Origin of the sequence: Vibrio neptunius, assembly GCA_019339365.1 — a bacterium.
Taxonomy (GTDB): Bacteria; Pseudomonadota; Gammaproteobacteria; order Enterobacterales; family Vibrionaceae; genus Vibrio; species Vibrio neptunius.
In genome coordinates, this window is record CP079859.1 from 26,577 (window position 1) to 51,814 (window position 25,238).

The window sequence follows — 25,238 nt, forward strand, 5'->3', positions numbered from 1 at the left end:
GTTCTGACAATCATAAAAAGACAGGCCATTTATAATAAGGATTAAGTACATGTCGAAGACAACATCTCCGTCTCAAGATGTGCAAGAAATGGTAGCTCAAGCCGATACAGGTGCACGTGCCCCTATGGGTATCCCAGGACGCATCTTATGGTTTGTGCCACTGTGTTGGTCACTCTTCCAACTTTGGTACGCATCCCCTCTGCCGTTCATATTTAATTTTGGCGTACTCAACGACACTGAAGCACGTTCGATACATTTGATGTTTGCCGTGTTCCTAGCGTTTACCGCTTACCCCGCTCTGAAAACTTCTCCTCGCGATCATATCCCTGCTCTGGATTGGCTACTGGCATTAGCCGGCAGTTTCTCCGCTGCTTATATCTATATTTTCTACACCGAGCTGGCTGGCCGATCAGGTGCTCCAACAACATTAGATATTGTTGCTGCTGTAACGGGCATGATATTACTGCTAGAAGCAACACGTCGTGCACTAGGTCCACCACTGATGGTCGTTGCAGCCGTGTTCTTACTGTATACCTTTGGTGGTCCGTACATGCCCGATGTGATTGCTCACAAAGGCGCCAGTCTGAACAAAGCAATGTCTCATCTATGGTTAACAACCGAAGGTGTATTTGGCGTTGCTCTGGGTGTGTCCACATCATTCGTATTCTTGTTTGTACTGTTCGGGGCAATGCTGGAACGCGCTGGTGCAGGTGCTTATTTCATTAAAGTCGCTTTCTCTTTGCTGGGACATATGAGAGGTGGACCAGCTAAAGCAGCAGTAGTCGCATCAGGTTTATCTGGTCTGGTTTCAGGCTCTTCAATCGCCAACGTTGTGACCACTGGTACTTTCACAATCCCACTAATGAAACGTGTCGGTTTCCCAGGAACAAAAGCAGGCGCAGTAGAAGTTGCCGCTTCAACCAATGGTCAGTTAACGCCACCAATCATGGGCGCAGCTGCATTCCTTATGGTTGAATACGTAGGAATTTCTTACGTCGAAGTCATCAAGGCGGCAATCCTGCCTGCTCTGATTTCTTACATCGCGCTAATTTACATTGTCCACCTTGAAGCCTGTAAAGCGGGCATGACTGGTCTTCCTCGTCGTCACAATCCGACACTAATCGCGAGCTTACTGTCATTCACTGGCACCATTCTCGGCTTGTGTGTCATCAGTGCCGCGGTCTACTACGGTATCGGTTGGACGAAAGACGTCTTCGGTGATGCCGCTACACCAATCGTCACCATTGCGCTCCTTCTATCTTACGTTGGTTTGGTCAATATCTCGGCTAAATATGCCAAAGAAGGCGCGATTGAGATTGATGCCGAACTGACTGAAGTGCCAGATCCAGGTCCAACGATTAAATCGGGCTTGCACTACCTGCTGCCAATCGTGGTACTGGTATGGTGTTTAACGGTAGAGCGTTTCTCTCCTGGTTTGTCTGCGTTCTGGGCAACGGTATTCATGATCTTTATCCTGATTACTCAACGTCCTCTCATGGCCGTACTTTCTAAGCAAGGAGCGATTGCGGAACAAACCAAAGAAGGCTTTATTGACTTACTTGAGAGTCTAGTTTCTGGTGCTCGTAACATGATCGGTATTGGTGTTGCGACTGCGGCTGCGGGCACAGTTGTTGGTGTGGTAACTCTCACCGGTATTGGTTTGGTGATGACGGACTTCGTCGAGTTTATCTCGGGCGGTAACATTATCCTGATGCTTCTGTTCACCGCTGTGATCAGTCTGATCTTGGGGATGGGCCTACCAACGACAGCAAACTACATCGTAGTTTCTACACTAATGGCTCCTGTTATCGTGACGCTGGGTGCACAAAGCGGCTTAATCATCCCTCTGATCGCCGTTCACTTGTTTGTGTTCTACTTTGGTATTCTGGCCGACGATACACCTCCGGTTGGTTTAGCAGCCTTTGCCGCTGCGGCGATAGCCAAGTCGGATCCAATCAGGACCGGTATTCAGGGCTTTACTTACGATATTCGTACCGCCATCTTACCTTTCATGTTCATCTTCAACACACAACTTCTTTTAATGGGAATTGAGAGTTGGTGGCATTTGTTGCTCACGATCATATCTTCCGTCATTGCAATGCTGATATTCTCTGCAGCAACACAAGGCTGGTGGTTTACTAAGAACAAGTGGTGGGAAACAGTTCTGCTATTGGCTCTGACGTTTACTTTCTTCCGCCCTGGTTTCTGGTGGGATCAAATTTACCCAGCCAAAGTACTTCACCCAGGTACAGAGATCGCGCAGATCACTGAACAGCTACCCGTTGGTCAAGAGATTGAGCTTCTTGTTGCGGGTGAGAACCTTGAAGGCGATTTCATCTCGAAGACCGTCCGACTGCCATTCGAGGACAGCGCAAAGTCCGCTGAAGATCGTATCTCATCTATGGGTCTGATGCTGAATAGCAGCAATGGCCGTATGTTGGTCGATATGGTCGAATTCGGCAGCCCAGCAGAAGCAGCTGGTGTTGATTTCGACTGGGAGATTCGCTCGGTTGTAGTGGATGCAGATCGACCAATGAAAGAGTGGGTCTTCGTTCCTGCACTGCTACTGCTCATCGGTCTAGGTATGAACCAGAGAAGACGAGCTCGTAAGGATGAATTGAGCGCGTAACTTAGTTAGCCTCGCTCCATAGAAGGAAGTGAGGCTACAATTAGCTAATCCACTTAAATTCGGTGGATTTGGTATCAACTAAGGATGCATATCTCAGCCATTTCCATGGTTGAGACTGAATAGAGAGCTATCGATGTATAAGCAAATTCTTGTTCCTGTCGATCTGAACGACAAAGGCTTTTCTGATAAAGCACTTGAGCTGGCTGTCTGGCACGCCAAGCATTCCAATGCTCAAGTTCATCTTCTGAACGTATTACCAGGTATTCACATGTCTATGGTTGCGACCTACTTTCCAAAAAGATGCCGCAGCGAAAATGAAAACCGACGTTGAGAATCAGCTGAAACAGTTCGCTGTCCAGCACATTCCTGAAGAAGTCGTCTACAAAGTGCACGTAGCCGAAGGCAAAGCGTACGCGACTATTCTCGACTATGCGGAAAAGCTCGGTGCCGACCTGATTGTGATGCCAAGCCATAAGCGTTCTAAACTGGATAAAGTGGTATTGGGTTCTGTCGCCAGTAAAGTGGTTCAGAACTCACCCATCAATGTCTTGGTGGTAAAACCGCAAGGCTAAGTGGATTGAATAAAGACAAAAGGCGCTCAATTGAGTGCCTTTTTTAATAGTTACTAACGATTGATATTATAGGTTCAATCGAATTTAACTAATGATAATAATTATCAATAATGATCCTATCAACACCAAAGACTGGATCACATCATGAAAAAGACATTAACCTTTGCAGTTATTCACTTCTCAATCGCTTTCACGGTCGCGTATCTATTAACGGGAGATATCTTGATTGGTAGTCTGATTGCCATGATCGAGCCTATGGTGAACACCGTTGCGTTTTATTTTCATGAACGAGTTTGGCAAGCCTCACCCCAGTTGAAAAAACGTGAGAACGCTACAGCGCTGAAAACCACCAGCTTTGCTGTTGTGCACTTTAGTGTGGCGTTTAGTGTTGCTTATCTTTTGACAGGGAGCTGGTTAGTCGGTGGCGTTATGGCCGCGATTGAACCAAGTATTAATACTCTCGCCTATTATTTCCATGAGCGAGTATGGCAGCGCAAACAAAGCCCGCTATTTTCACAGCAAACGGCTCACGTTTGAAAACCACTACACAGGGAAATGGGTCACGCAGAGATCTTTACTCAGTCCGATATTAAATTTCTGCGTTTGGCCATCCAACATCACTTCTAGCTGATATAGATCATTGAGAGCTGGCTGGCTAGCATCGAAATAGATCGGCGCTTCGACTTGAAACAAAGCGCTCGCATGATCATTTCGTACATCAATAGGCAGGTGATAGGTCATTCCATTGAATTTAACTGCAGCAGAAATCAGCCCCGGTGTGTAGGTGCTGTAATGAAGATCGACCAAAAACTCACAACCACCGCCGTGGTGCCAGATCTGCTCAGTCACAACATGCTCTAATCGTACATGGCGGATAAACTGCAGGTAAGGCTCTTTCCAGATACCCACTCGTGAATCAAACCTTTGGTTAGGTTGATCACCTAAAGGACACATATCCAACCTGTCTTCTTCGAACAAAAGTTCTTCTTCCTCTTCGAGAAACAAGATCTCAAAGCGATTTCGACCGAGTTGCATGTAAGGACGAATGTCCTTTTTGTATTCCGCCTGTGAGCCATCACAATCAAACAGCGCTATACCATTGAGTCGCACTTCAGCATGGTAATCTACACCACCAAGCACCAAGTCAACGGCTGGAAACGCCAGCATCGCTTCATCAACTTCAATATCGTGCATCAAGTGCCACTCTTGCTCAGCGATATCTTGTTCGCACAACGTATCAGGTAACCGCTCGCTTAATGCTGCAGGAAAAGTAATGTCATCCTGAGGAACAGAAAGGTCAGTAAGCGGAGAGATCTGCCATAAGCCTGCGAGTGATAGCTGCATGTTTCCCTTATTAAAATTGCGCTAGATCAAGTTCGGGTGATTATAAAGAATCGTCTGAATGAAAGATACTTATCCCTCGCCGAATGACAGCGACAAAAAAACCAGCCTTTGGGCTGGTTTCTTCAATAACTCGTTACTCTTCGTCGTCATCTTCTTCTGGATACAGCGCATCTTCGCCTTCGTAGTAGGTACCCCAACCGTCGTAGATGATGTCATATTTCTCTGCAAGATGAATCAGCTTCTCTACTTGAGCATCAATCGTTTCTGCATCAAGAGCCGATTCCATTGTCGCATCACAGCACAGCAGTTTGTTGCCATCTTCATCTTCTGTTTCTTCTGCTTCTAATACTTCAAAACCCATTTTAAACGCTTCAACAACGGCTTTTTCCAGCGTATCGAAATCTTCAGCAAACAGGTGATGTTCTATTTCATATAACGCATCTGGATCACTACCGTCTTCTCGTAAGGCTTGGATGATCTCGCGAGTCTCTTCCTTTTGAATCTCAATTAATTCTTCAACTGATAGATATTCGTCTTCATGAGACATAAGTCGGCTCCAGATAGTGACAACATTGATCGATTTTTACCGCAACGGAATATCGCATGGATCCAGCGAAATTACTACCCGCAATCCATTCGGATCGTCATCTTTATTGAGGGAATGATGAACGATCTCAAAGGATCCAGCTCACAACATCGAAAACTTAACATTTTTTTATCATCAGTGTGATTCAGAATTATCTGTGGTCATCGATCACAGTTTGTTACCCGTCGTTGTGAGTTTTTATTTTTCAGCGCTGCATATCTTAGGAAAAATGACAACTGCATAGAAATATACCTTTCTGCCACCAGTTGGCAAAGTTATGAATAGCTATGCTGAATTCAATTCTAATTTGTCAAAATCCCTCTTATAGCGTGGCGAATAGAGTCGCAAAGTCAGCGCACATAATTTGCAGTTGAAATTTCAGTTATAAAACTCAATAAAAACCAAATATATAGAATTAAAAACCACAAATAAAACAAAAACCAGTTTTTGAACCCAACATTATCGCTTGCATCTTGATAACAACCTTGTCATAAATACGCATTGGATATTATTGTAAGGACGCAAAATGAGTAAGTTGTACGTAGGCTCAGAAGTAGGCCAGTTAAGACGTGTATTGTTAGCCCGACCAGAGCGAGCGTTAACCCACCTTACCCCTTCAAACTGCCATGAGCTACTGTTTGACGATGTTCTTGCTGTCGAAGCGGCAGGAGAAGAGCATGATCAGTTTGCACAAACTTTGACGAATCAGGGTGTCGAGGTATTGCTACTTCACGATCTCCTAGTAGAGACTTTGGCCGTCAAAGAAGCCAAAGAGTGGTTACTAGATACTCAGATTTCTGATTTCCGCTACGGTCCGACGTTTGCCCGTGACCTGCGCCATTACTTATCGGATATGGATAATGAACACTTAGCAACCATCTTGCTCGGTGGCTTAGCTTACTCGGAGTTACCGATACAGTCTGCATCAATGTTACCTAAGATGCATCGTCCACTGGACTTTGTTATCGAGCCATTACCAAATCACCTCTTCACTCGTGATACATCATGTTGGGTTTACGGTGGCGTGTCTCTTAACCCAATGATGAAAGCAGCTCGTCAGCGCGAAACAAACCATCTACGAGCAATTTATCGCTGGCACCCTGTATTCGCAGGACAAGACTTCATCAAATACTTTGGTGATGAAGATCTGCATTATGACAACGCCAATATTGAAGGCGGTGATGTACTGGTTATCGGTAAAGGAGCTGTGTTGGTCGGTATGTCTGAACGAACAACAGCTCAAGGTGTTGAAAATTTAGCAGCAAATCTATTTAAGAATGGTCAAGCGAAAGAAGTGATTGCCATTGATTTGCCCAAACACCGCTCTTGTATGCATTTAGATACAGTAATGACCCACATGGATATTGACACTTTCTCAGTTTATCCCGAGATCATGCGCAAGGACCTTGATACTTGGCGCCTAACATCGAAAGGGGAAAATGAGATGAAGGTAGAACAAGTGTCAAGTTACACTCATGCTATTGAGCAAGCATTAGGCGTCGATAATCTTAAGATAATCACTACTGGCGGCGACAACTATGAAGCTGAACGTGAACAATGGAACGACGCGAACAACGTCCTAACTGTAAAACCAGGGGTGGTGATTGGTTACGAACGTAACGTTTACACTAACGAGAAGTACGACAAAGCAGGTATCGAAGTTCTGACTATTCCGGGTAATGAACTAGGCCGCGGACGCGGTGGTGCTCGTTGTATGAGCTGCCCAATTGAGCGTGACGATATTTAGAGAGAAACAGAACAAAAAGGGTTGATGTGGAAACATCAACCCTTTTTTTCATTGTTATTGGGTATGTCGAGTCGAGTCTAGTCAGTACCACCAACGGTAAGCGAATCAAGCTTCAAGGTGGGCTGCCCAACACCGACAGGAACGCTCTGACCTGCTTTGCCACACACACCGACACCTCGGTCAATACTGAGGTCATTACCAACCATAGAAACTTGCTGCATTGCTTCAATCCCTGAGCCAATCAAGGTTGCTCCTTTAACAGGGCGAGTAATTTTGCCATTTTCAATCAAATAAGCCTCTGAAGCAGAAAAAACGAATTTACCCGACGTGATGTCGACCTGACCACCACCAAAGTTTGGTGCATAAAGACCTTTCTTTACCGTAGAGATAATTTCTTCTGGCGAATGTTGCCCTGGTAGCATATAGGTGTTGGTCATTCGCGGCATAGGAAGGTGTGCGTAAGACTCACGGCGGCCGTTCCCTGTAGGCGCAACCCCCATAAGATGTGCATTGTGCTTATCCTGCATGTAACCTTTCAGGACACCGTTTTCAATCAAGGTGTTGTATTGACCAACTACCCCTTCGTCATCGATGTTAAGAGAGCCGCGTAGGTCTTTCAAAGTACCGTCATCAACAATAGTACAAAGCTCAGAGGTGACTTTCTCACCAACCTTGCCGCTAAATACCGAAGATTCCTTACGGTTAAAATCCCCTTCCAGGCCGTGGCCTACGGCCTCATGAAGCAGAACACCAGGCCAGCCTGAACCTAATACAACCGGCATCGCGCCCGCCGGTGCAGCTTCAGCTTCAAGGTTAACTAGCGCCATACGAATCGCTTCATCAGCGTAGTGATAGGCTACTTTTATACCCTGCTCTTCCGTCAAAAAGAAGTCATAACCAAATCGTCCACCACCACCCGCACTGCCTCGCTCACGGCGTTCACCACGCTGAGCCAGTACACTGATAGACAAACGCACTAAAGGGCGAATATCTCCAGCATAGGTACCATCTGTTGCAGCAACCAGCATTTGCTCATGTACACCACTCAGGCTTACAGACACCTCTGTAATCAAAGGCTCCTTGGTACGGATGTAGGCATCCAGCTCTTTTAGCAATTGCGTTTTTTGCTCTTTTTGCCAGCTTTCAAGTGGATTCTCAGCAGCGTAAACTTGTTGATTATCACTACGCTTGAACGCCTGAATTTGAATATTTTGACCTTGTTGTGCAATACCACGAGCGGCCATGGCACTTTGTTTCAAACCTTCAAGGTGGATTTGATCTGAGTAAGCAAAACCGGTTTTCTCACCCGCGACCGCTCGTACACCGACACCACAGTCAATGTTAAACGAACCATCTTTGATAATACTGTCTTCCAGAACCAGTGATTCATGCCAGCTCGACTGAAAATAGATATCAGCATAGTCAATCTGACGGCTAGCAATGCTGGCTAAAGTCTTTGCAATGTCCTTCTCGGTTAGACCTGCCGAGTTTAGCAATGCGTCTTCTACTTGGTTTATTGTCATACTTTGCTCTTAAACATGTAATTGGTTTTGGAACCGAGTGTGGTTGAGAGTAGGCATCGCCTTACGGATTTCAGATACTCGTTTTAAGTCAATATCGACCAACAGATTCTGCGGTTCACTATTGAGTTTGGCGACCACTTCTCCCCATGGAGAGATTACCATAGAGTGTCCCCAAGTTTCTCGACCACAAGGATGAACTCCAGTTTGATTGGCCGCGATAACCCAACTTTGCGTTTCTATTGCTCTTGCCCTTAGTAACGGTTCCCAATGCGCTTTGCCTGTAACAGCCGTAAATGCGGCGGGGACCAGCATCACATTTGCACCCCGCTTCGCCAGTTCACTATACAGCTGTGGAAAACGAACATCATAGCAGATTGTTAAGCCCAAATGAGCGATAGGCGTATCGACTGACACAATTTGCACACCTGGCTTGAACGTTTCGGATTCTCGATAACGCTGATGAGAGTCGGCAACATCGACATCAAACATATGCAACTTATCATAGTGTGCAATGAGCTCTCCTTGAGGACTGAAGACCAATGAGGTCGTGGTCACATCATTCTCACAACGAATTGGCATGCTTCCTATGACTAGAAATACCCCATGTCGTTTCGCTACCATAGCCAGATCCGTTTGAATCATTCCCTGATTTAATGGCTCCGCTATTGTGTGGTAATCGGTACGATGACCAAATACTAAGCTATTTTCCGGCGTGAGCACCAACTGAGCGCCAGCGGCGGCTAACTTGGCCACTTGCTGTTGAATGTAAGCCAGGTTTTCCTGTTCATCTGGCCCCGATGTCATTTGAATCAGTCCCACTCTTTCCATGAGCGCTCCTCATTATTCAATTTTTTCGCGTAACGTTTCTGGCAGCTTAAACTCGCCTTTACTCCGTGATAGCTCTTTAACGACAGGCGCATCCAATGGCCCTTTCACTTCATAATTGACTTGAGTAAAGACCTCTACAACTGGTGAAATAACCGTGGTAATAGCAAGCACATATAGTGCTGTTTGCGGTGTCACTGCAAACGCCGTCAGTACAGGGATACCCGACGTAATATCAGGAACAAAGTTCACCTCTGCGTCTACAGTACGTGAGTTAAGGTTAGCCAACCCTTTGATTGTCATCTCACCCGCCACCGCATCCATCTTTATATCATTGGTAAGGAAGATACCATTTTTAATCTCACCGCTACCTTTAATCGAATTGAAGGCCATCCCGTTATCAAAGACGTCGCTAAAGTCGAGCTGCATTTTTCGGATGATAGAATCTAAGCTAAACAGACCAAGTAGGCGTGCTGCCCCACTGACATCTGAGATTTGACCTTTACCTAGCTTAGTCGAAACATGCCCTTGCAATGTGTTTACCTTCATCGACCAAGGGGAGCCATCCCACTCGACTTTAGAGTCTATCTCAAACGGTGCCTGTTGAATGCCTGAAGTAATTCCAAAGCGTTCCATTACATCACTATTGTTGTCACCAGACATCTCGATATTGAACTTAGTATGACTCATGTCCTCCGTAAGCAGCCACGAACCATTCATATCCACCTTGTTCGCACCACTTTGGAAAGAGAGCTTTTTCCACTCGATTCGGTCGCCTTGACGTTGGAGGTCTAGGTGCGTTTGCCCGACTTTATAACCTTGCAACCAAAAATCATCGATTGTCAGTGTTATGTTGGGAACTTGCTCATGGAAAGCGCGTTCAAAATGACTGATTAGCTCTTTCTGATCTTTCCCCGCTTCAAACAAGGTCTTGTCTTTGTATTCGGCATCTAAAGCGGGAATGTACACATGTAGCCTGTCGAGCGCTACGGAGAGATCATAAGGTTCAATGTAGCTCGCCTCACCCGCGGCCTCCTGACTCTCAAGACTCATATGCCAGCCAAGGTTTTTACGTTTGGCAATAAAGTCGACATCATTCCATTCAATGCCCGCTAAGGTCAGCTCCCCCACATCCAATTCCACTCGATTGGGTGTTGGTATCTCCGGCGTGTTCACCTCATTAAGAGCCGCCTCACTCGCTCTTGATGTAGAACGAGAAAGCAGATCCGCCCACTGTTCAAGATCAAACTTGTCTGTGCGTATTTGAACCTGATGACCGGCTATTGGGCTAATTTTAAAACTGCCTTTACCTAAAATCAGATTTGTCGCTTTTAAAACAGGTGTGTCAGGCCGAATATCAATTTCTGCTTGATACTTCAAACTAGGCAACTGTAAGCGAGCGGTAATGCTTTCCTGATTGCCAGATGCCTGCATACTGGCTTTCCCCAGTTGATATAAGTCTTTATTCAGTGGATAAGGGTACTGACTGCTCACCATCTTAAGGTCCGCACTGGTATCAAGTTGGTAAGTAAATCCAACATCATTCAGCTGAATATCGACTCCCATACTCCACGGGGCATGCCCCTTTAAAGGCCCAATCCAGCGCTCACCGACATAAGGTGTTAGCGGTTTCAAATCCCAGTCACCGACAACATCAATATTGACGTTGTAACCTTGACCGGCATTCTCACCAGCAAAATCAATGGCAACAGGCTGCTTTAATAATTGCGCTGACAAACCGGCTGCGCTGACGACATCATTATCAAACTCGACTCGGCCAGACACGTTCTCCAGTTTCAGTGGTGGGGTTTCGATGGTGACCTGATTTTCATCCAGTTCAGCGTACCCCCAAGCACGAGCTTCCTCATCAGAACTAAACGGTATATTCAGTTGGAAACTGGATGCTACTTTGCCATCAACCTGTACCGCTGTTAACGCAGCGCCCACAGAATCAACCAATGGTGAGGCCGTCATGTAGTCACGCACAGCATTACCCTGCGCGACCGCACTCGCTTCAATTTCAATATGTCCGCCCGGTGCTAACTCAGGTATACGGCCTGTAATTCGAGTCGCACTCACGTCCATTAACCTTGCATTACGTGAGTTAAGGTACATTGCATCATTTTGGAACAGTAAATCTAACTCCAAATCCGTGATGGCAGGCCAAGCGGTATCAAAACTGAACTTCGCTTGTTTCAGGCCTACCCAAGCCTGGAACATGCCATCATTCTTATGGTATGGAAAATCACCTAGTTCACCATACCAGAGCAATTTAGCGGTATTGACTTTCCCGGCTTGAATAGCCGTAGAAAGATAATCGGTTAGGTCTCGTCCGAGCGCTAAAGCGGGCAAATAGCGCCACGTTTCACCTGCATTATACAAATCGGCTTCCGCATAGAAGGACAAAAAAGGGCTTTTATCATTCGGAAAATCGAGCTTGAACGAGCCGAGCACCTGAAGATCAGGTGTTGCGGCCGTTACTTTATCTGCCCACAAGCTCCACCCATCTTTGTGATTCTGCCACACCATATCGACTTGCCCCTGCTTAATGTTCAATGGTGCCTGAAACACTTCGCCATAAGGTAATAGGTCATCAATTAAGGTCACACTTGCTTTAGCCTGATGTATATCACCTGATATTGTCGCGGCAAGATGGCGGACACCGGGTAATAATTCCCATTGTTTCATTGAACCATCAGTCAGCTGCGCAGAATAGTTGAGCGAGTTCAGTTCTTCACCATGCATTGAAATTCGTATATCTTCCACGACACCGCCTAGGTCTAAAGTTTCTAGGAGCTGGGTGGTTTGCTTCGACTCTGGTGCCAACTTAACCAATGGGGAAATGACTTTAAGGTCAAGCTGAGAGATATTCAGTAGCCAGTCTTCAGGTTGCCACTGATAAGCAATATCCAACTCAGGCCATGGCTGGCCATCCGTTTGCAGAGCAAGTGAGTGAGCATTTACTTGCCAACCTTCGCCTTTAGGCTCAAGCTGTAATATACCCGACTCAATCAGCAGTTCATGCTTACGCCCCTCTTTCCATGTCAGCTCAGAAGGTTCTAATTCGACATAGGCATTGGTTGGTTTGTTGTGTTGCAGAGTAACCCAGCTATTTAAACTCACCTGACCTTTTTCAATACCCGTTTCAGATTTAAGGTATTTTGTCAGCCAAGGTGTGACCAAAACGTTGTCGACTGCTAGATAGAACTCACCGCTGACTTCAGCCAGAGAACCATGGTCAATAAAGTTGGCTTTAACCTGAGCAGAATTAAGGTTACTGTGAGCAATGCTGACCTCACCGTCTGCTATATGGCGTCGACCTTTGTTTTGCCAGAACAATTTCGCTATGTCGAGTTCACGTTTTGAGCCATCAACTCCCTGCAGCAAAATTTCAGAATCCACTAACGAAAAGCTATCTAATTGACGTAAAAGTAGCTGATCCAACTGCTGTACAACACTCTTCTGCTCACCTTGCGGCTGCATCGCCGTTTTTTGCCCAGATTGCACCCATTCTATGGAGCTGATGTCCAGCTTCAGGTTATGAATGCTCAAATCGGCAATCACTGGACGCCGATCAATCAGTGATTGAATGAGGTCAAATTCAACTTCGACTGTTTGTGCCGAAAAATGAATACCACTGCTTTCAGGCGTATTCGCACGCACATTCTGCAGTGATATCGAAGGGTGGGTATTACGCCAGAACCCACTGATCTGACCGATTTCGAAATCAAGTTCTGATCCTTTATTGACCCAGCTCTGGATAGCACTTTGGAAATGATTGAGCTGGGGCAAAGTAATACGCAATGAGGTGATGACAATAGCTAAGGTGACCATCACAGTCACCAAGAGCCATATGAATACTTGGGTGAAACGTCTAACAGTGGTGTTCACGAAAATCCTACATCATGACAACGTCAAATTGCTCTTGAATATAAAGAGGCTCTGCCTGAACCTTGACCTGTTTGCCAATAAAGACTTCCAGCTCTGCCAGTGCGTGCGATTCATCGCCTTGTAGTGCATCCGCAACGAAAGGAGAAGCATAAACCACAAACTTGTCTGCTTCATACGCCCGATTCACTCGGGTGATTTCACGAAGTATCTCATAACAAACCGATTCAACCGTTTTTACACTTCCCCGCCCCTCACAGGTTGGACAAGTAGAACATAGAATGTGTTCAATACTTTCTCGTGTGCGTTTCCGCGTCATTTCGACCAACCCTAGCTGTGTAAAACCATTAATGTTGGTTTTCACTCGATCCTTATCGAGAGCGGCCTCCAAAGAAGTGAGTACACGCTTACGGTGTTCCTCTGACAGCATGTCGATGAAATCGATAATAATAATACCACCAAGGTTACGCAGTCTGAGCTGACGAGCAATCGCCTGCGTCGCCTCAACATTGGTATTAAAAATCGTTTCTTCGAGATTACGGCGCCCCCACAAAAGCACCGGTGTTAATGTCAACCGTCGTCATTGCTTCTGTTTGATCAATAATCAGATAACCACCAGATTTGAGCTCAACTTTACGCTCCAGAGAACGCTGAATCTCATTCTCGGTATCGTACATGTCGAAAATAGGTTTATCGCCATTATACAGTTCGAGCTTTTCCGTCAATTCAGGAACATATTCAGATGTAAACTCTTTGAGATTTTCAAACTCCAAACGAGAATCAACCAGTATCTTAGTCAATTCTGTACCGACAAAATCTCGGAGGATACGTTGAGATAATCCAAGCTCACCATAGAGCGTAGAGCGGGTTTTGTACTTGGTACGACGTTCATTCACCTTAGACCAGAGGCGCTTAAGAAATGCAGCATCCTGAGATAGCTCAGAGTCATGAGCGCCTTCTGCAGCTGTGCGAATGATAAAGCCGCCATCTTCATCGCAGTAATGACCGACCACTTTTTTGAGGCGGTTGCGCTCATCTTCACTCTCAATACGCTGTGATACGCCTACGTGGCTAGCACCGGGCATAAATACCAAATAACGAGAAGGTAGAGTAATGTCCGTTGTCAAACGAGCACCTTTAGTACCCAATGGATCTTTCACCACCTGAACAACAATGTCTTGCCCTTGCCGAACTAACTCGGAAATATCTCTGACCTGAAACTGCTGTTTCTCATTTTCAGCCACACATTCAGTATGAGGAACGATATCAGAAGCATGAAGGAAGGCGGCTTTATCGAGACCAATATCAACAAAAGCGGCTTGCATCCCCGGTAAGACACGACTCACCTTACCTTTGTATATATTACCGACTATTCCGCGCTTTGCTTCACGTTCAACATGGATCTCTTGTAGGGTTCCCCCTTCAATCATGGCCACGCGAGTTTCACTCGGGGTCACGTTGATTAGCAACTCTGCACTCATCGGCGCACCTCAATATTTTAAATTATAAGAATTTGTGCAAGAGCTGGTCTGTTTCGAATAATGGCAGCCCCACCACAGCGTGATAACTGCCTTCAATACGCGTAACGAAACGTCCGCCAATCCCTTGGATCCCATAGCTACCAGCCTTATCGCATGGTTCACCAGTATGCCAGTATTGCTCTATTTCATTTTCGGACAAAGGTTTAAACCAAACGTCTGTAGTCACCACTACAGTCTCTTGTTGTTCTATGGTTGCAACGGTCACTGCCGTCATTACCTGATGAGCACGACCTGAAAGTCGCATCAACATCTGTTTAGCCTGTTCCAAACTCTCTGGTTTTTCCAGAACCGTACCATCGCAGACCACGATCGTGTCTGAACCAAGCACGACGGAATCACTCTCAGCCTCTACGCCAGCCATCGCTTTATCTAAAGAAAGGCGTGATACATACTGAACGGGCGTCTCTTGATCGGCCTGCGTTTCTTCAACATCGGTGCGAATGACAGTAAATGAATAGCCCAGTTGTGACAGCAATTCTTTCCGTCTCGGAGAGCCTGATGCTAACACCAGTTTTTTCATCATTAATTACCTTATATGCCAGTGTCGTCTTACTCTACGCATCAATAGGAATAGCCATGGCCAGAGAATACAGTTGATTAATCCGCTCCAAAGTGACAGCAGATTAAACGTTATGTCCTGTATCAAATACTCACCCGAAAAGATCAAGACGTCGAGAATCATGGAAAGCACTCCAATCAGCATCGCTTGCTGCCAAAGTGCCATATTGCGTAGGACGAGGAAATTAAGTGCGACGAGGTACACCACAATTGACATCATCATACCGCGGATACCTAATGTTGAACCTAGCAGTAAGTCCCACAACAGACCGAGCACCAAAGCTGTGCCAACGTTAACTCGATGAGGTAATGCAAGTACCCAGTAACAAATCACCAGAAACAACCAAGACGGTCGCAATACATCCAATACACCAGGCCATGGAATCGTCTGCAGTGTTAAGGCAATTAAAAACGAGACGACAATGACCATCTTGCCTTTGAATACACTATTTGCCATTACCTGTTACCTCTTGCATATTGTCCGGTAATGCCTGTTGGATTTTGTTCTGACGTGAGTCATTTGGCCAGATCAACAATAGATAGCGTAGACGTTCAAAGTCTACTACGGGTTCCGCTTCAATAGCGGCAAACTCTCGTGCCGTATCACGCAGCACATCGACGACATGAGCCACAGGATATCCCTCTGGATACACGCCCCCTAACCCAGAAGTCACCAATAAATCACCTTCCTGAATATCTAGGCTAATCGGGATGTGATCTAAGTTAATTCGGTCAATTTTGCTATTACCTGACGCAATAACTCGAATATCGTTACGTATCACCTGAACTGGAATTGCGCTCTGGCTATCAGTCAGTAACAACACTCTGCTATTGTGCGCTGATACAAATGTCACCTGACCAACAATGCCTTTTTCGTTAGCTACGGGTTGACCGACATAAACACCATCTATCTGGCCTTTGTCGATGACAACCTGTTGGCGATAGGGGGACGTATCCACTGCCATAACCTCAGTAACGACCTTACGCTCATCCCGCACAAACGAAGAGCCCAGTAACTTTCGAAGACGCTGGTTTTCTTCACGGTACTGATCCAAAAGCAGCATGTCGTTTTTAAGACGCAAAATTTCGCGTTTAAGCTGGTGATTACTCTCCATAAAGTCTTTGCGAATGTTGAACCGTTCATAAGCCCCGTCAAACATAGTACGAGGAACATCAGCGAGATACTGAATAGGGGCAACTACGCTGTTGAGCAAGTAGCGTACCTGTGCAAATGCGCCTAAACGACTATCAGCCAGCATAAGGCTGGCTGATATAATGACTGCGAAAAACAGGCGTAGCTGAAGTGAAGGTCCTCGGCCAAAAATAGGCTTCATTGAATATGAGTTCCTTAATCGAATCGAAGCAGCCTAGCGATATACTAGGCAAACCCGATTATTCTTCACTGAATAGATCGCCACCGTGCATGTCGATCATTTCTAGAGCTTTACCGCCACCACGAGCCACACAAGTCAGTGGATCTTCAGCAATAACGACTGGAATGCCTGTTTCTTCAGTGAGAAGGCGATCGAGATCTTTAAGTAACGCACCGCCGCCGGTCAGAACCATACCATTTTCTGAAATATCAGACGCAAGTTCTGGTGGACACTGCTCCAAGGCGACCATCACAGCAGACACGATACCAGTCAGAGGCTCTTGTAGAGCTTCGAGAATTTCATTTGAATTCAGGCTAAAGCTTCGTGGCACACCTTCAGCAAGGTTACGGCCACGCACTTCAATTTCTTCAACTTCATCACCTGGGTATGCTGAACCAATCTCGTGTTTGATTTTCTCTGCTGTCGCTTCACCGATCAAGCTACCGTAGTTACGACGAACGTAGTTGATAATGGCCTCATCAAAACGGTCACCACCAATGCGTACTGACGAGGAGTAAACTACGCCGTTTAAAGAGATCACCGCTACTTCTGTAGTACCGCCACCGATGTCAACAACCATAGAGCCAGTAGGCTCTGAAACTCGTAGGCCAGCACCAATTGCCGCCGCCATTGGCTCATCAATCAAATAGACCTCACGTGCACCTGCTCCCAGTGCGGACTCACGAATGGCACGACGCTCAACCTGAGTAGAACCACAAGGGACACATACCAAAACACGAGGGCTTGGTTTCAGTACACTATTATCATGAACTTGCTTAATAAAGTGTTGCAGCATTTTTTTCGGTTACATAGAAGTCTGCAATTACGCCGTCTTTCATAGGACGAATTGCCGAGATGTTACCTGGAGTACGACCCAGCATTTGCTTTGCAGCATGACCAACAGCAGCAACACTTTTTCCTGCTCTGTTACGGTCCTGACGGATAGCGACTACTGAAGGCTCGTCTAGAACAATACCCTGTCCCTTGACGTAGATAAGAGTGTTGGCAGTACCTAAATCGATTGATAGATCATTAGAAAATATGCCACGAAGTTTTTTGAACATATTCTTCGCTCGTCCTGAAAGAATTAGAAGATAGAAAATTGCACTAAATGTACCAATGCCTTGCCTTATCAGCAAGGCATTGAACTATAAACATGGACTGAAACCCGCAATTTCTAACAGATTCCTAACGAAAGTCGAAAAATCTCGTTGTCTCTAATTCTGCTCGTTCCACCAAATGACTCGATCACTCCCTCGGTATAGACCAAATTGTGTCAGTCCTGAAGTGACATCATCCAGACTGCCATCGCCATTTTCATCATATTTTAGCCAAGGAAATAACAAATCCACATTGAGAGAGGTTGTGATCGTTCCAGTGCTACCAGATCCGGGAGGAGTAAACTCTATCCAAGACTCTCCACCGCTGGCTATCGCAGAAGTAAGCGAAGCATTAACCTCCGGCTGAGTAGGACTACCATTAGTCACAACCGTGTAGTTCCCCGATGTAAATACAAAGTTACCGATCCCCCAAAGCTAGTGCATGAGTCATCGGTATTGGTGTCAAAGCGATCACTTTGATAATGTTGCAGCTCCAGTCGCTGTCTCACCGTAGCAATCTCAGAGCCATAAGTGTCGTTGATAACCAATCTTCCCCAGCGTAGGGCCATAGTCCCATCTACATCATCAAAATTAATTCCTTGGCAATTACCTGAGTCATTGGGCTTTAAGCAAACACCATCGGAATCCGTCACATCACTCGCAGTTAATACCAATTGAAAGCTAGCAGTAAAAGGATTGATTGGCGTCGTTGCCTTGGTGTAATAAATCATCTCATTTTCTAGCACCATGGTGCTGCCAGTCGCAGGTGTTCTGGTCACACTGGGTGAAGCCGCAGTGTCGAGAGCCATCGTTAGACTGTTATCCGAGAGGTAGTTACGGCTTCCCCAATTATTGCTATATCGCCACCATTCACCGATAACATAGTTACCAACAGGTGAACCATCCACGGCTTTAGGATTTAGTGTCAGTTCAGGGCTAGTCGAATAACCAAAAGATTGGCCAATGTAGCTAAACTTCGGGGATTGAGAGCAAGCACCCTGCAGCACTGGCGTATTCAAAATATCAGTAGACGTCGTTGGAAGTTCGAAATACGCAGGAATAAAACGTCCTATATTCCCTGTCGTACCAGCGGTAATACTCTTAGCCGTACTTCCATAAAATGAGCTTGGTGGCGTCACAGTAAAACGAAACACACCAACCTCAGAGACCGATTGCGTCACGCTATTGGTACCATTCAAAATAGGAGTATGGCTGTAAGAGGTGGTACTAATACTGCCTGCGGTGCCTGTTGAGGGCTGCACCAAACTATGACTGATGGTAATGTTGCTATGTTTGTAGTTAGGTGTCACTTGGTTATCCTGATTGTAAGCGGTCACCTTAAGATTAAAGCTTTCCCCTGCTTTGGCGAAAACACTACAACTGGTATCGGCACTACTACAGACTCCCGAGCCCCCAGACGAATTTTCAGCTGTTATGGTCAGATATTTAGGGAAACTCACGAAATTCTCTGCACCTCTAAGCTCTAACCCTAATTCATCTCCAGTTCCGACATATTTTGCATTCAACTGTAAATGACCTGCATCATCATAATTGAGATTGAATTTCGTTTGACCGTTACTATCAAACGCTAAATTATAATTTGTCGCCACTAACTCACTGGTGCCAAGATCCGTATCACTTCCCGTCACATCAACAGATACTTTAGGGCTTCCGACCAAATCTGCTCCTGGGTCTAAATACTGATTCCAAAGGGCGACACTCTTTGTCACTCCCCCAAAGCCGACATCACATTTAGTATTGCTGTCTCCCTGCTTGACAGCACTAAGCGTGACTTCAACGGATTCAGCGGCATACTTGTCTGGCATATCGATAACAAAACCGCTATCAGAAAAGACTAAATTACAGTTCTGGTCGCTCCAGCTGCCACTACCAATTTGGCATAAATTAGTAGAGAAAGGACGAGCCGGAGGGTTTGACCCCACCACATCTAACTTGATACTGCCTGGAGAATGTTTCCGTATAAAAAAGGTCTCAGAGCCACCAGTAATGGTTTGGGTTATTCCCCCTTCCCAGCCTCCTCCTCCAGGAACGACGGAGGGAGATAAGGTAATGCTGACAGGGTCAGTGTATAACTCCGTACAGCTTTCATTTTTACATGCCTTAATGGTGACTTGTGATTTGTTGCATGTAATGCCTTGCCCAGTGTGGGTAATACGAAAATGATCGATTTGCTCTTCTATGGGGCGTGATTTAAACGCACAAACTTGGAAGTTATCAATCTCGTGGATATTGGTCACACTGCCTGTCGAGCCAGTAATAGAGAGTAAGAAATCATCCGGTACCGCTGCCTGATTATATTGACTATCTAAAACATTAATTGGCCCGACAATGGATTGCCAGCTACCGCTCCCTATCTTACGTGATATCTCTACCTGCGATTCATTGGTGATCCGTGAATCCACCACAATTTTATAACGATGTACCGCCCCAGAATTATTGTTATCCACGGTTGGCGACAAACAGTCACCATTCTGATTCGTTTGGCCATTGTTACATGCACCCGCTAAATAACGATAACCCGTTTCACCGACACCAGAGCCACGCATCGCAACAGATTGACGTCGCCTTCCTGGTTCACTGCCTTGGCCACCTTCATTGGAGAAGTTACCATATTCATCAATCCCCACGCCGAGCCATCCACCAGCAAACCCCGGCTCATTGGGTTTAAAACCATAACCTAGAGGGCCACCAAACGCGCCTGCTCTCGGCGTAACTAGTGCATCGGAAAGCACAACACCAATACCATCCGCGCCGGAACCATTATAGGCAAAATGATCAAACTCTATTTCAACCAAGTTATCCTTAGCAGGGAATAGACGCTGATAAGTCGACGACGTCGCTTGATCTTGCACCGCTTGAGTAAAACGCAATCGACTGCTGATCACACCTGGCATGAAAGAACCACTGCTGGTCGACGTCACCCAGAGATTAGATAGTGAGCCTGAATTGAAATCATCACTAAAACACTCCAAAGGAACGCTTGATGTGTCACACATACCGATAAGATTAGCGCTTTCTATCGCATCGGGCTCAACCGTTACCGTGCTGTTACCCGTTGTGACTAGCGCGCCTCCAGCAGCAAGAGCCCCTGATATTTGTGCATTACCCGCGACCTGAACGCTTCCCGCGACATACAAAATGCCATTGATTTTGTTCTGACCAGCAAGCTGCAAGCTACCTGCCACATAAATAAACAAATCTTCCGGATCACCATCAAGGTTTAACTCAGCATTCGTTAGTTGGAGAGAATCAAAATACAAACGAGTCGTTGAACCATTGGTGCTGAGTTCAACGCTATTTTGAAATCGACCAGAGTTATAACTGTAATCGCCAGGTGTAAAGTCACTCGTTCTTAATGTAAAGCCTTGCCAACAAAGATTACTTCCTCCAAAGCGGAAACAGTCAAGATTACCAAGCTTATTATTAATAACGTCCGATGGTGGAACTAAGCCATTACCGGAATGATTTCCAGAGGGAGGATCAGTAAAGATGTCTGTACATTGAGGTACAGCATAAGCGTAAAATGGTATCATTAGACCAATCACGAAAAAAACAATGTTCCTCATCATTTTCATTGCCTGACTCCTACCTCAATGACTCTTTGCAGTTGCCACCCTCCCACTTGGCACAATCCTGTTGAAACCAATTGAAAGACCTCAACATTATTATCCAGCGTTCCCAAAGAGGTACATGTCACCGAGGCCGAGCACTGAGATAAACCAGCCCCCGAAAAACGAATCGTTTGCGCGGCCCCGACCTGACAGCTACCGTCAGTAACGGTCTGATAAAAACGGCTAATTTCTATCTGTGCCGCAGAGCGTGCCGCCATTTCTGCTCTGGTTCCAATAACTGATGCAATCAGTTGATCACTACTACGCTCTTGATTTCGATTGGCGATGGCCGCCACAAACCCCACCACTACAACAATGATGAAGATCACCAGAAGCAGCCCACTCCCGTTTTGACTACGGCGTGTTGTAGATAAGTGCATCATGATCAAACCTTATTTGTTCTCCATTATCAGAAAACGTAAGCTCCATCTTCACCAAACCGTTGCGTTGCAGTTGAGGTGAAGCAACAACAAAATTCACTGCAGCGAGATTCCCCGCGATCCTAACCCCCTGACCAAGCAATGCAGGATCTAACGTCGCTCTATCTAGAGCATAGTTGGAATACCTCAATAGCTCAGTGCCAACCAAGCAAAATGCGACGGGATCACGGTAGAAATACAAACGATCCGCAGGGCTCAATGTAGTAAAACCTGCACTGACCGTTAAATTGACATTCACCATGGAAGTCATCGCTCCACTGGCACTAAAATCAACATCTGTACTCACTTGGGCAATTTGGCCAACACCACTAATATTCTGCCTCAGCTCTGCCGCGTCTGTTGGGTACACCACAACACGTTCCCCGGCACTGATACTTTTCACAACAGGGAGCACTCGAATGGAGGCTGACGTAGCCGCAACGGTGGGTAGATCCATGTATATAGCACTGTTTGTGATCGGCAAAATTTCAATGCAGTTATTCGCGACCACGACACTGTTGGGAATGGCTTCTCTAATCTCTCGACGTAGCCTTTCAGTAGCAAAGCGCCCTTGCTGAATCAAAGCTTCACGATTAGATGAGTCTGAGTAAAGTACCAATGATTGACGCACCACTTCACCGACAAACAGCCCAACAATGCCTAACAAAGTGATGGAAATAACCATTTCAATCAGAGTAAAACCGCGCATCAAAAATTCCCTTTTGTCGCTGAAAATGGATAAGTGTTCCCCTGACGATCAGTAATGGTAACGGTAATTCGCTTATAATGTGTCCTGGTGAGAGATTCTACGCCTTGCATGGTGCCACCGATATCCTGCTCATAGAAGACAATAATGGCGACGTTATAACCTTGATACTCGCCACTAATATCAACACCCAGCACATCTTGAACGGCACCGTTCAGGCCATCAAAGTCGTCGACATCATTGTATAAGGTTTTATTTGTCTCCCCGAATCGGGACCAAGGGCGGTAGCATCTGTACATAAATCTCGGTCGATAGTCGCAACGAGAACACATTCGGGTAAACCACCATTTGGCCCAGAATTGTGATCAAAATTACGGCCCAACACCTCATCCAACACCGCGCGGCCTAACTCCGCCGCTTTCACCGATGAAACCTGCTCAGCACTTTGTTTACCTTTAGGAAACAGCGCAATCGATACACCACTGATCGCGATGCCCATAATCACGATAACGATCACCATTTCCAATAACGAAAAACCGTTATGTCTAGCAGCTTGTCGGGTTCGCAAAAATCCCCCCTTCTGAATTAATACAAATAAATCGACGAGTACCAGACTGCCCTTGAATAGTAATGGTGCAAGAAGCTGAAGAACACTGAGATGGACGTCCTAGACTGTCAAAATCAATAAAGTTACCTGAGCTGATTGTTAATGACACACCATCTTCGTTAGCGTCAACAAAACTACTGTCGCTGGTGTCAGTAGGAAACGTCGTTGTACATGCACCAGACACGATGGATGCCGCCATATCAATCGCTTGATTTCCATTGACAATCCAACGCCCGCATAAACTACTGCGATTCATCGCTCTCAGCTGAGTTAAGCGCAGTGACGATAAAACGGCTTCTTCCATTAATTGTGCATCAAAACTGCTTTTGCCCACGTAACGACTAGCAGCATAGACTGAAACCACAGCAAGCAACACAATAACTATAATAAGCTCAATTAACGTAAAGCCTCGACAAGGCTTAGCATTCATAAATTACCTAAGTAGTTAATTTCTTGTTTGATTATAAATTAGAAAAACCATTAATGAGGGTGTTCTAGGTAGGTTTTGAGAGGAAATGAGAAATTAATCAGATGTCTAAGAAAAGAAAGGCCAGCGTTGCTGGCCTTTCTTTAATAATTAGTTACAACCACCTGTAGCTACGGTTGTCGAAGCCGCACTCGCAACAGCAGTCCCTGTGGCCTGCGTGTAAGTAACAGCACATGTTGCATCGGTAGAGCCACTGAAGCCATAGGTAATACTAGTATTTGCAACACTTGTCACAACGCTCCAATCACTATCAAGGCCGACAACTGCCGCTCCGATACCACCAGTTGTCGCCAGCGGGTAACCATAAATTGTCAAAACGCCTTCCACTGCGGTCCCAGCAGCGGCGCTCGCCGTTTCTCGGCCATCAATAACAGCTTTGCCATACACAATGCCAGCAGCACCATCAATAGCACCTTTAAGGCCTTGTAAAGATGCTTCTCGTGCATCTCCTTGTAGGTTAAGAAAACGAGGTGCTGCAGTGACTGCCAGAATACCGAGAATAACAATCACCACCACCAATTCGATTAGGGTGAAACCGCCTTGTTTTTTCATAGTCTCTATCTCTCTATCTAAAGATCCGCAGTTTTACTGCAATGTCACGGTCACACGACCAGTTTTAATCTCATAAACAAACTGATGACCCGAGCTACCTTCTTTCTGAATATAGGTACAAGTATCGTTTGAATCATCAGCTTGTGCTGAATACTTTACATTAGAATTCGTATTCGAGTTTGTAACAGTGTCCACCTTAGGTGGGTTTTGAAGCAAACTTTCCATTAAATCTATACACATCTGATCCGTAAGGCTGGTTGGAAAACTGACATTGTCTGTGTTCAAACCGTAAGGGTAACCATCGCGAAACCCCGTATCCGCATTGCTGCTATTTTTCGAGCGAGTCAGCCAGAAATCGACACCGTCATAATCAACCCGGTTGTACGATTCTGAGCTTATTGTCAACGATGGACGAGCCTCCGCTTCCCATTGAGCGCGAGCTGAAAGCACTCCAGTCGCAAAACCACCGGCAACCCCCTCTACGCTGGCTTTCTTTGCTTCGTCAGTCACATCTAAAAAGCGAGGTAAAGCGGCCACCGCCAGTAACCCGACAACGACAATGACAACGACAAGCTCAACTAACGAAAAACCAAACTGCCTATTATGCATAATTACAAACTCGCTATTTAGTACAACGTATTATACGAGATATCTACGATATAACCATCACAAATATGTCAATAAAATCAAGTTGATGAAAAGCCGACACTCACAGTAAACGTATTGTCCACCAGTTGTATATGAATCGATTTACCCTGAGTATAAATATAGTCACATTGGTAATTATTTAATTCAGAGCGATTAACCACCTTGAGTGGTATTGAATCCAAAATGCTCAACTTCGGGTATAATAGTGAAAGCCAAGACATACACTGCTTATTCTTTTCAGATATTTTTGGCAATACCCAACCTGTCTCAGAAAATACCAAGCTTTGATTTTCCACAATCAAGCGTTCTCGCTGCCCTTTCAACATCCATTGCTGTTTATAATAGCTCGCTCTTTCTATTATCCGCTTACTGGCCAGTAAAAAAGCAGCGTCATCAACATCCTGCTCTAATTTTTCCAGCACCAAAACAAAGCTGAGCAATAAAATAATAATAGTCGACAACCAGACGACTAACCTTGAGCGTTGTATGCCACCCGCCATA

19 protein-coding genes and 4 pseudogenes are annotated in these 25,238 nt (G+C 45.7%); 4 read left to right on the plus strand and 19 right to left on the minus strand.

The features are described from left to right. Positions 1–49: 49 nt before the first annotated feature. The 3 genes and pseudogenes from KW548_00110 to KW548_00120 all read left to right on the plus strand — a co-directional run bounded on the left by KW548_00110 (position 50) and on the right by KW548_00120 (position 3,738). Positions 50–2,629: a TRAP transporter permease gene (locus KW548_00110; GenBank protein QXX06618.1), complete on the plus strand. Its 2,580-nt coding sequence runs from the start codon at positions 50–52 to the stop codon at positions 2,627–2,629. Between the two features lie 133 nt (positions 2,630–2,762). Beyond that, positions 2,763–3,201, plus strand: a pseudogene (locus tag KW548_00115) (universal stress protein). 144 nt (positions 3,202–3,345) lie between these two features. Further along, positions 3,346–3,738, plus strand: coding sequence for a DUF2061 domain-containing protein (locus tag KW548_00120; GenBank protein ID QXX06619.1), 393 nt, complete (start codon positions 3,346–3,348; stop codon positions 3,736–3,738). 6 nt (positions 3,739–3,744) lie between these two features. Here KW548_00120 and KW548_00125 read toward each other — a convergent pair whose 3' ends face one another. Together KW548_00125 and rraB are read right to left on the minus strand one after the other, a co-directional pair. Next, positions 3,745–4,545: a hypothetical protein gene (locus KW548_00125; GenBank protein QXX06620.1), complete on the minus strand. Its 801-nt coding sequence runs from the start codon at positions 4,543–4,545 to the stop codon at positions 3,745–3,747. Positions 4,546–4,678: 133 nt separating this feature from the next. Further along, on the minus strand, positions 4,679–5,092 hold the full coding sequence (gene rraB / locus KW548_00130; GenBank protein QXX06621.1) for a ribonuclease E inhibitor RraB: 414 nt from the start codon (positions 5,090–5,092) through the stop codon (positions 4,679–4,681). A 565-nt stretch (positions 5,093–5,657) separates the two neighbouring features. On the opposite strand from rraB, the gene arcA reads away from it, so the two are divergent. Then, positions 5,658–6,878 carry an arginine deiminase gene (gene arcA, locus KW548_00135; protein QXX06622.1) on the plus strand — a complete coding sequence of 407 codons (1,221 nt, stop codon included), beginning with the start codon at positions 5,658–5,660 and terminating at the stop codon, positions 6,876–6,878. A gap of 77 nt (positions 6,879–6,955) precedes the next feature. On the opposite strand, the gene tldD is transcribed toward arcA, so the two are convergent. The 17 genes and pseudogenes from tldD to KW548_00220 form a co-directional block, all read right to left on the minus strand. Next, positions 6,956–8,401, minus strand: a complete 1,446-nt coding sequence (gene tldD / locus KW548_00140) for a metalloprotease TldD (protein ID QXX06623.1) — start codon at positions 8,399–8,401, stop codon at positions 6,956–6,958. 9 nt (positions 8,402–8,410) lie between these two features. Beyond that, positions 8,411–9,229, minus strand: coding sequence for a carbon-nitrogen hydrolase family protein (locus tag KW548_00145; GenBank protein QXX06624.1), 819 nt, complete (start codon positions 9,227–9,229; stop codon positions 8,411–8,413). A gap of 12 nt (positions 9,230–9,241) precedes the next feature. Beyond that, positions 9,242–13,117: a TIGR02099 family protein gene (locus tag KW548_00150; GenBank protein ID QXX06625.1), complete on the minus strand. Its 3,876-nt coding sequence runs from the start codon at positions 13,115–13,117 to the stop codon at positions 9,242–9,244. A 7-nt stretch (positions 13,118–13,124) separates the two neighbouring features. After that, positions 13,125–14,595, minus strand: a pseudogene (gene rng, locus KW548_00155) (ribonuclease G). A gap of 22 nt (positions 14,596–14,617) precedes the next feature. Then, positions 14,618–15,175: a Maf-like protein gene (locus KW548_00160; GenBank protein ID QXX07946.1), complete on the minus strand. Its 558-nt coding sequence runs from the start codon at positions 15,173–15,175 to the stop codon at positions 14,618–14,620. A 6-nt stretch (positions 15,176–15,181) separates the two neighbouring features. Next, the gene (gene mreD / locus KW548_00165) at positions 15,182–15,670 is read right to left on the minus strand and encodes a rod shape-determining protein MreD (protein QXX06626.1); all 489 of its coding nucleotides are present in this window, start codon (positions 15,668–15,670) and stop codon (positions 15,182–15,184) included. Then, positions 15,660–16,547: a rod shape-determining protein MreC gene (gene mreC / locus KW548_00170; GenBank protein ID QXX06627.1), complete on the minus strand. Its 888-nt coding sequence runs from the start codon at positions 16,545–16,547 to the stop codon at positions 15,660–15,662. The genes mreD and mreC overlap by 11 nt, the downstream gene beginning before the upstream one ends. Before the next feature lie 58 nt (positions 16,548–16,605). Further along, a pseudogene (locus KW548_00175) lies at positions 16,606–17,650 on the minus strand (rod shape-determining protein). A 153-nt stretch (positions 17,651–17,803) separates the two neighbouring features. Beyond that, a complete protein-coding gene (locus KW548_00180) occupies positions 17,804–18,073 on the minus strand; it encodes a hypothetical protein (protein ID QXX06628.1) in 270 nt (89 codons plus the stop codon). After that, positions 18,070–21,282 carry an MSHA biogenesis protein MshQ gene (locus KW548_00185; protein ID QXX06629.1) on the minus strand — a complete coding sequence of 1,071 codons (3,213 nt, stop codon included), beginning with the start codon at positions 21,280–21,282 and terminating at the stop codon, positions 18,070–18,072. The genes KW548_00180 and KW548_00185 overlap by 4 nt, the downstream gene beginning before the upstream one ends. Beyond that, on the minus strand, positions 21,279–21,701 hold the full coding sequence (locus KW548_00190; protein QXX06630.1) for an MSHA biogenesis protein MshP: 423 nt from the start codon (positions 21,699–21,701) through the stop codon (positions 21,279–21,281). The genes KW548_00185 and KW548_00190 overlap by 4 nt, the downstream gene beginning before the upstream one ends. Beyond that, positions 21,673–22,446 carry a prepilin-type N-terminal cleavage/methylation domain-containing protein gene (locus KW548_00195; GenBank protein ID QXX06631.1) on the minus strand — a complete coding sequence of 258 codons (774 nt, stop codon included), beginning with the start codon at positions 22,444–22,446 and terminating at the stop codon, positions 21,673–21,675. Before KW548_00195 ends, KW548_00190 begins: the two co-directional genes overlap by 29 nt. After that, positions 22,446–23,011: pseudogene (locus KW548_00200) on the minus strand (type II secretion system GspH family protein). Before KW548_00200 ends, KW548_00195 begins: the two are co-directional and overlap by 1 nt. Next, positions 22,989–23,480: a type II secretion system GspH family protein gene (locus tag KW548_00205; GenBank protein ID QXX06632.1), complete on the minus strand. Its 492-nt coding sequence runs from the start codon at positions 23,478–23,480 to the stop codon at positions 22,989–22,991. Before KW548_00205 ends, KW548_00200 begins: the two are co-directional and overlap by 23 nt. Positions 23,481–23,627: 147 nt before the next feature. Then, positions 23,628–24,089, minus strand: a complete 462-nt coding sequence (locus tag KW548_00210) for a type II secretion system GspH family protein (protein QXX06633.1) — start codon at positions 24,087–24,089, stop codon at positions 23,628–23,630. Positions 24,090–24,122: 33 nt separating this feature from the next. Further along, positions 24,123–24,698, minus strand: a complete 576-nt coding sequence (locus tag KW548_00215; GenBank protein QXX06634.1) for a prepilin-type N-terminal cleavage/methylation domain-containing protein — start codon at positions 24,696–24,698, stop codon at positions 24,123–24,125. Positions 24,699–24,775: 77 nt separating this feature from the next. Further along, positions 24,776–25,237 (minus strand): MSHA biogenesis protein MshF, encoded by a 462-nt coding sequence (locus KW548_00220; protein ID QXX06635.1) that lies wholly within the window; start codon positions 25,235–25,237, stop codon positions 24,776–24,778. Position 25,238 lies beyond the last annotated feature (1 nt).

Bases quoted from the DNA above. Each gene is read 5' to 3' on its own strand.
- KW548_00110 (QXX06618.1), top strand. From the start codon at position 50: ATGTCGAAGACAACATCTCCGTCTCAAGATGTGCAAGAAATGGTAGCT.
- KW548_00120 (QXX06619.1), top strand. From the start codon at position 3,346: ATGAAAAAGACATTAACCTTTGCAGTTATTCACTTCTCAATCGCTTTC.
- KW548_00125 (QXX06620.1), bottom strand. From the start codon at position 4,545: ATGCAGCTATCACTCGCAGGCTTATGGCAGATCTCTCCGCTTACTGAC.
- rraB (QXX06621.1), bottom strand. From the start codon at position 5,092: ATGTCTCATGAAGACGAATATCTATCAGTTGAAGAATTAATTGAGATT.
- arcA (QXX06622.1), top strand. From the start codon at position 5,658: ATGAGTAAGTTGTACGTAGGCTCAGAAGTAGGCCAGTTAAGACGTGTA.
- tldD (QXX06623.1), bottom strand. From the start codon at position 8,401: ATGACAATAAACCAAGTAGAAGACGCATTGCTAAACTCGGCAGGTCTA.
- KW548_00145 (QXX06624.1), bottom strand. From the start codon at position 9,229: ATGGAAAGAGTGGGACTGATTCAAATGACATCGGGGCCAGATGAACAG.
- KW548_00160 (QXX07946.1), bottom strand. From the start codon at position 15,175: ATGAAAAAACTGGTGTTAGCATCAGGCTCTCCGAGACGGAAAGAATTG.
- mreD (QXX06626.1), bottom strand. From the start codon at position 15,670: ATGGCAAATAGTGTATTCAAAGGCAAGATGGTCATTGTCGTCTCGTTT.
- mreC (QXX06627.1), bottom strand. From the start codon at position 16,547: ATGAAGCCTATTTTTGGCCGAGGACCTTCACTTCAGCTACGCCTGTTT.
- KW548_00185 (QXX06629.1), bottom strand. From the start codon at position 21,282: ATGAAAATGATGAGGAACATTGTTTTTTTCGTGATTGGTCTAATGATA.
- KW548_00190 (QXX06630.1), bottom strand. From the start codon at position 21,701: ATGATGCACTTATCTACAACACGCCGTAGTCAAAACGGGAGTGGGCTG.
- KW548_00195 (QXX06631.1), bottom strand. From the start codon at position 22,446: ATGCGCGGTTTTACTCTGATTGAAATGGTTATTTCCATCACTTTGTTA.
- KW548_00205 (QXX06632.1), bottom strand. From the start codon at position 23,480: ATGAATGCTAAGCCTTGTCGAGGCTTTACGTTAATTGAGCTTATTATA.
- KW548_00210 (QXX06633.1), bottom strand. From the start codon at position 24,089: ATGAAAAAACAAGGCGGTTTCACCCTAATCGAATTGGTGGTGGTGATT.
- KW548_00215 (QXX06634.1), bottom strand. From the start codon at position 24,698: ATGCATAATAGGCAGTTTGGTTTTTCGTTAGTTGAGCTTGTCGTTGTC.
- KW548_00220 (QXX06635.1), bottom strand. From the start codon at position 25,237: ATGGCGGGTGGCATACAACGCTCAAGGTTAGTCGTCTGGTTGTCGACT.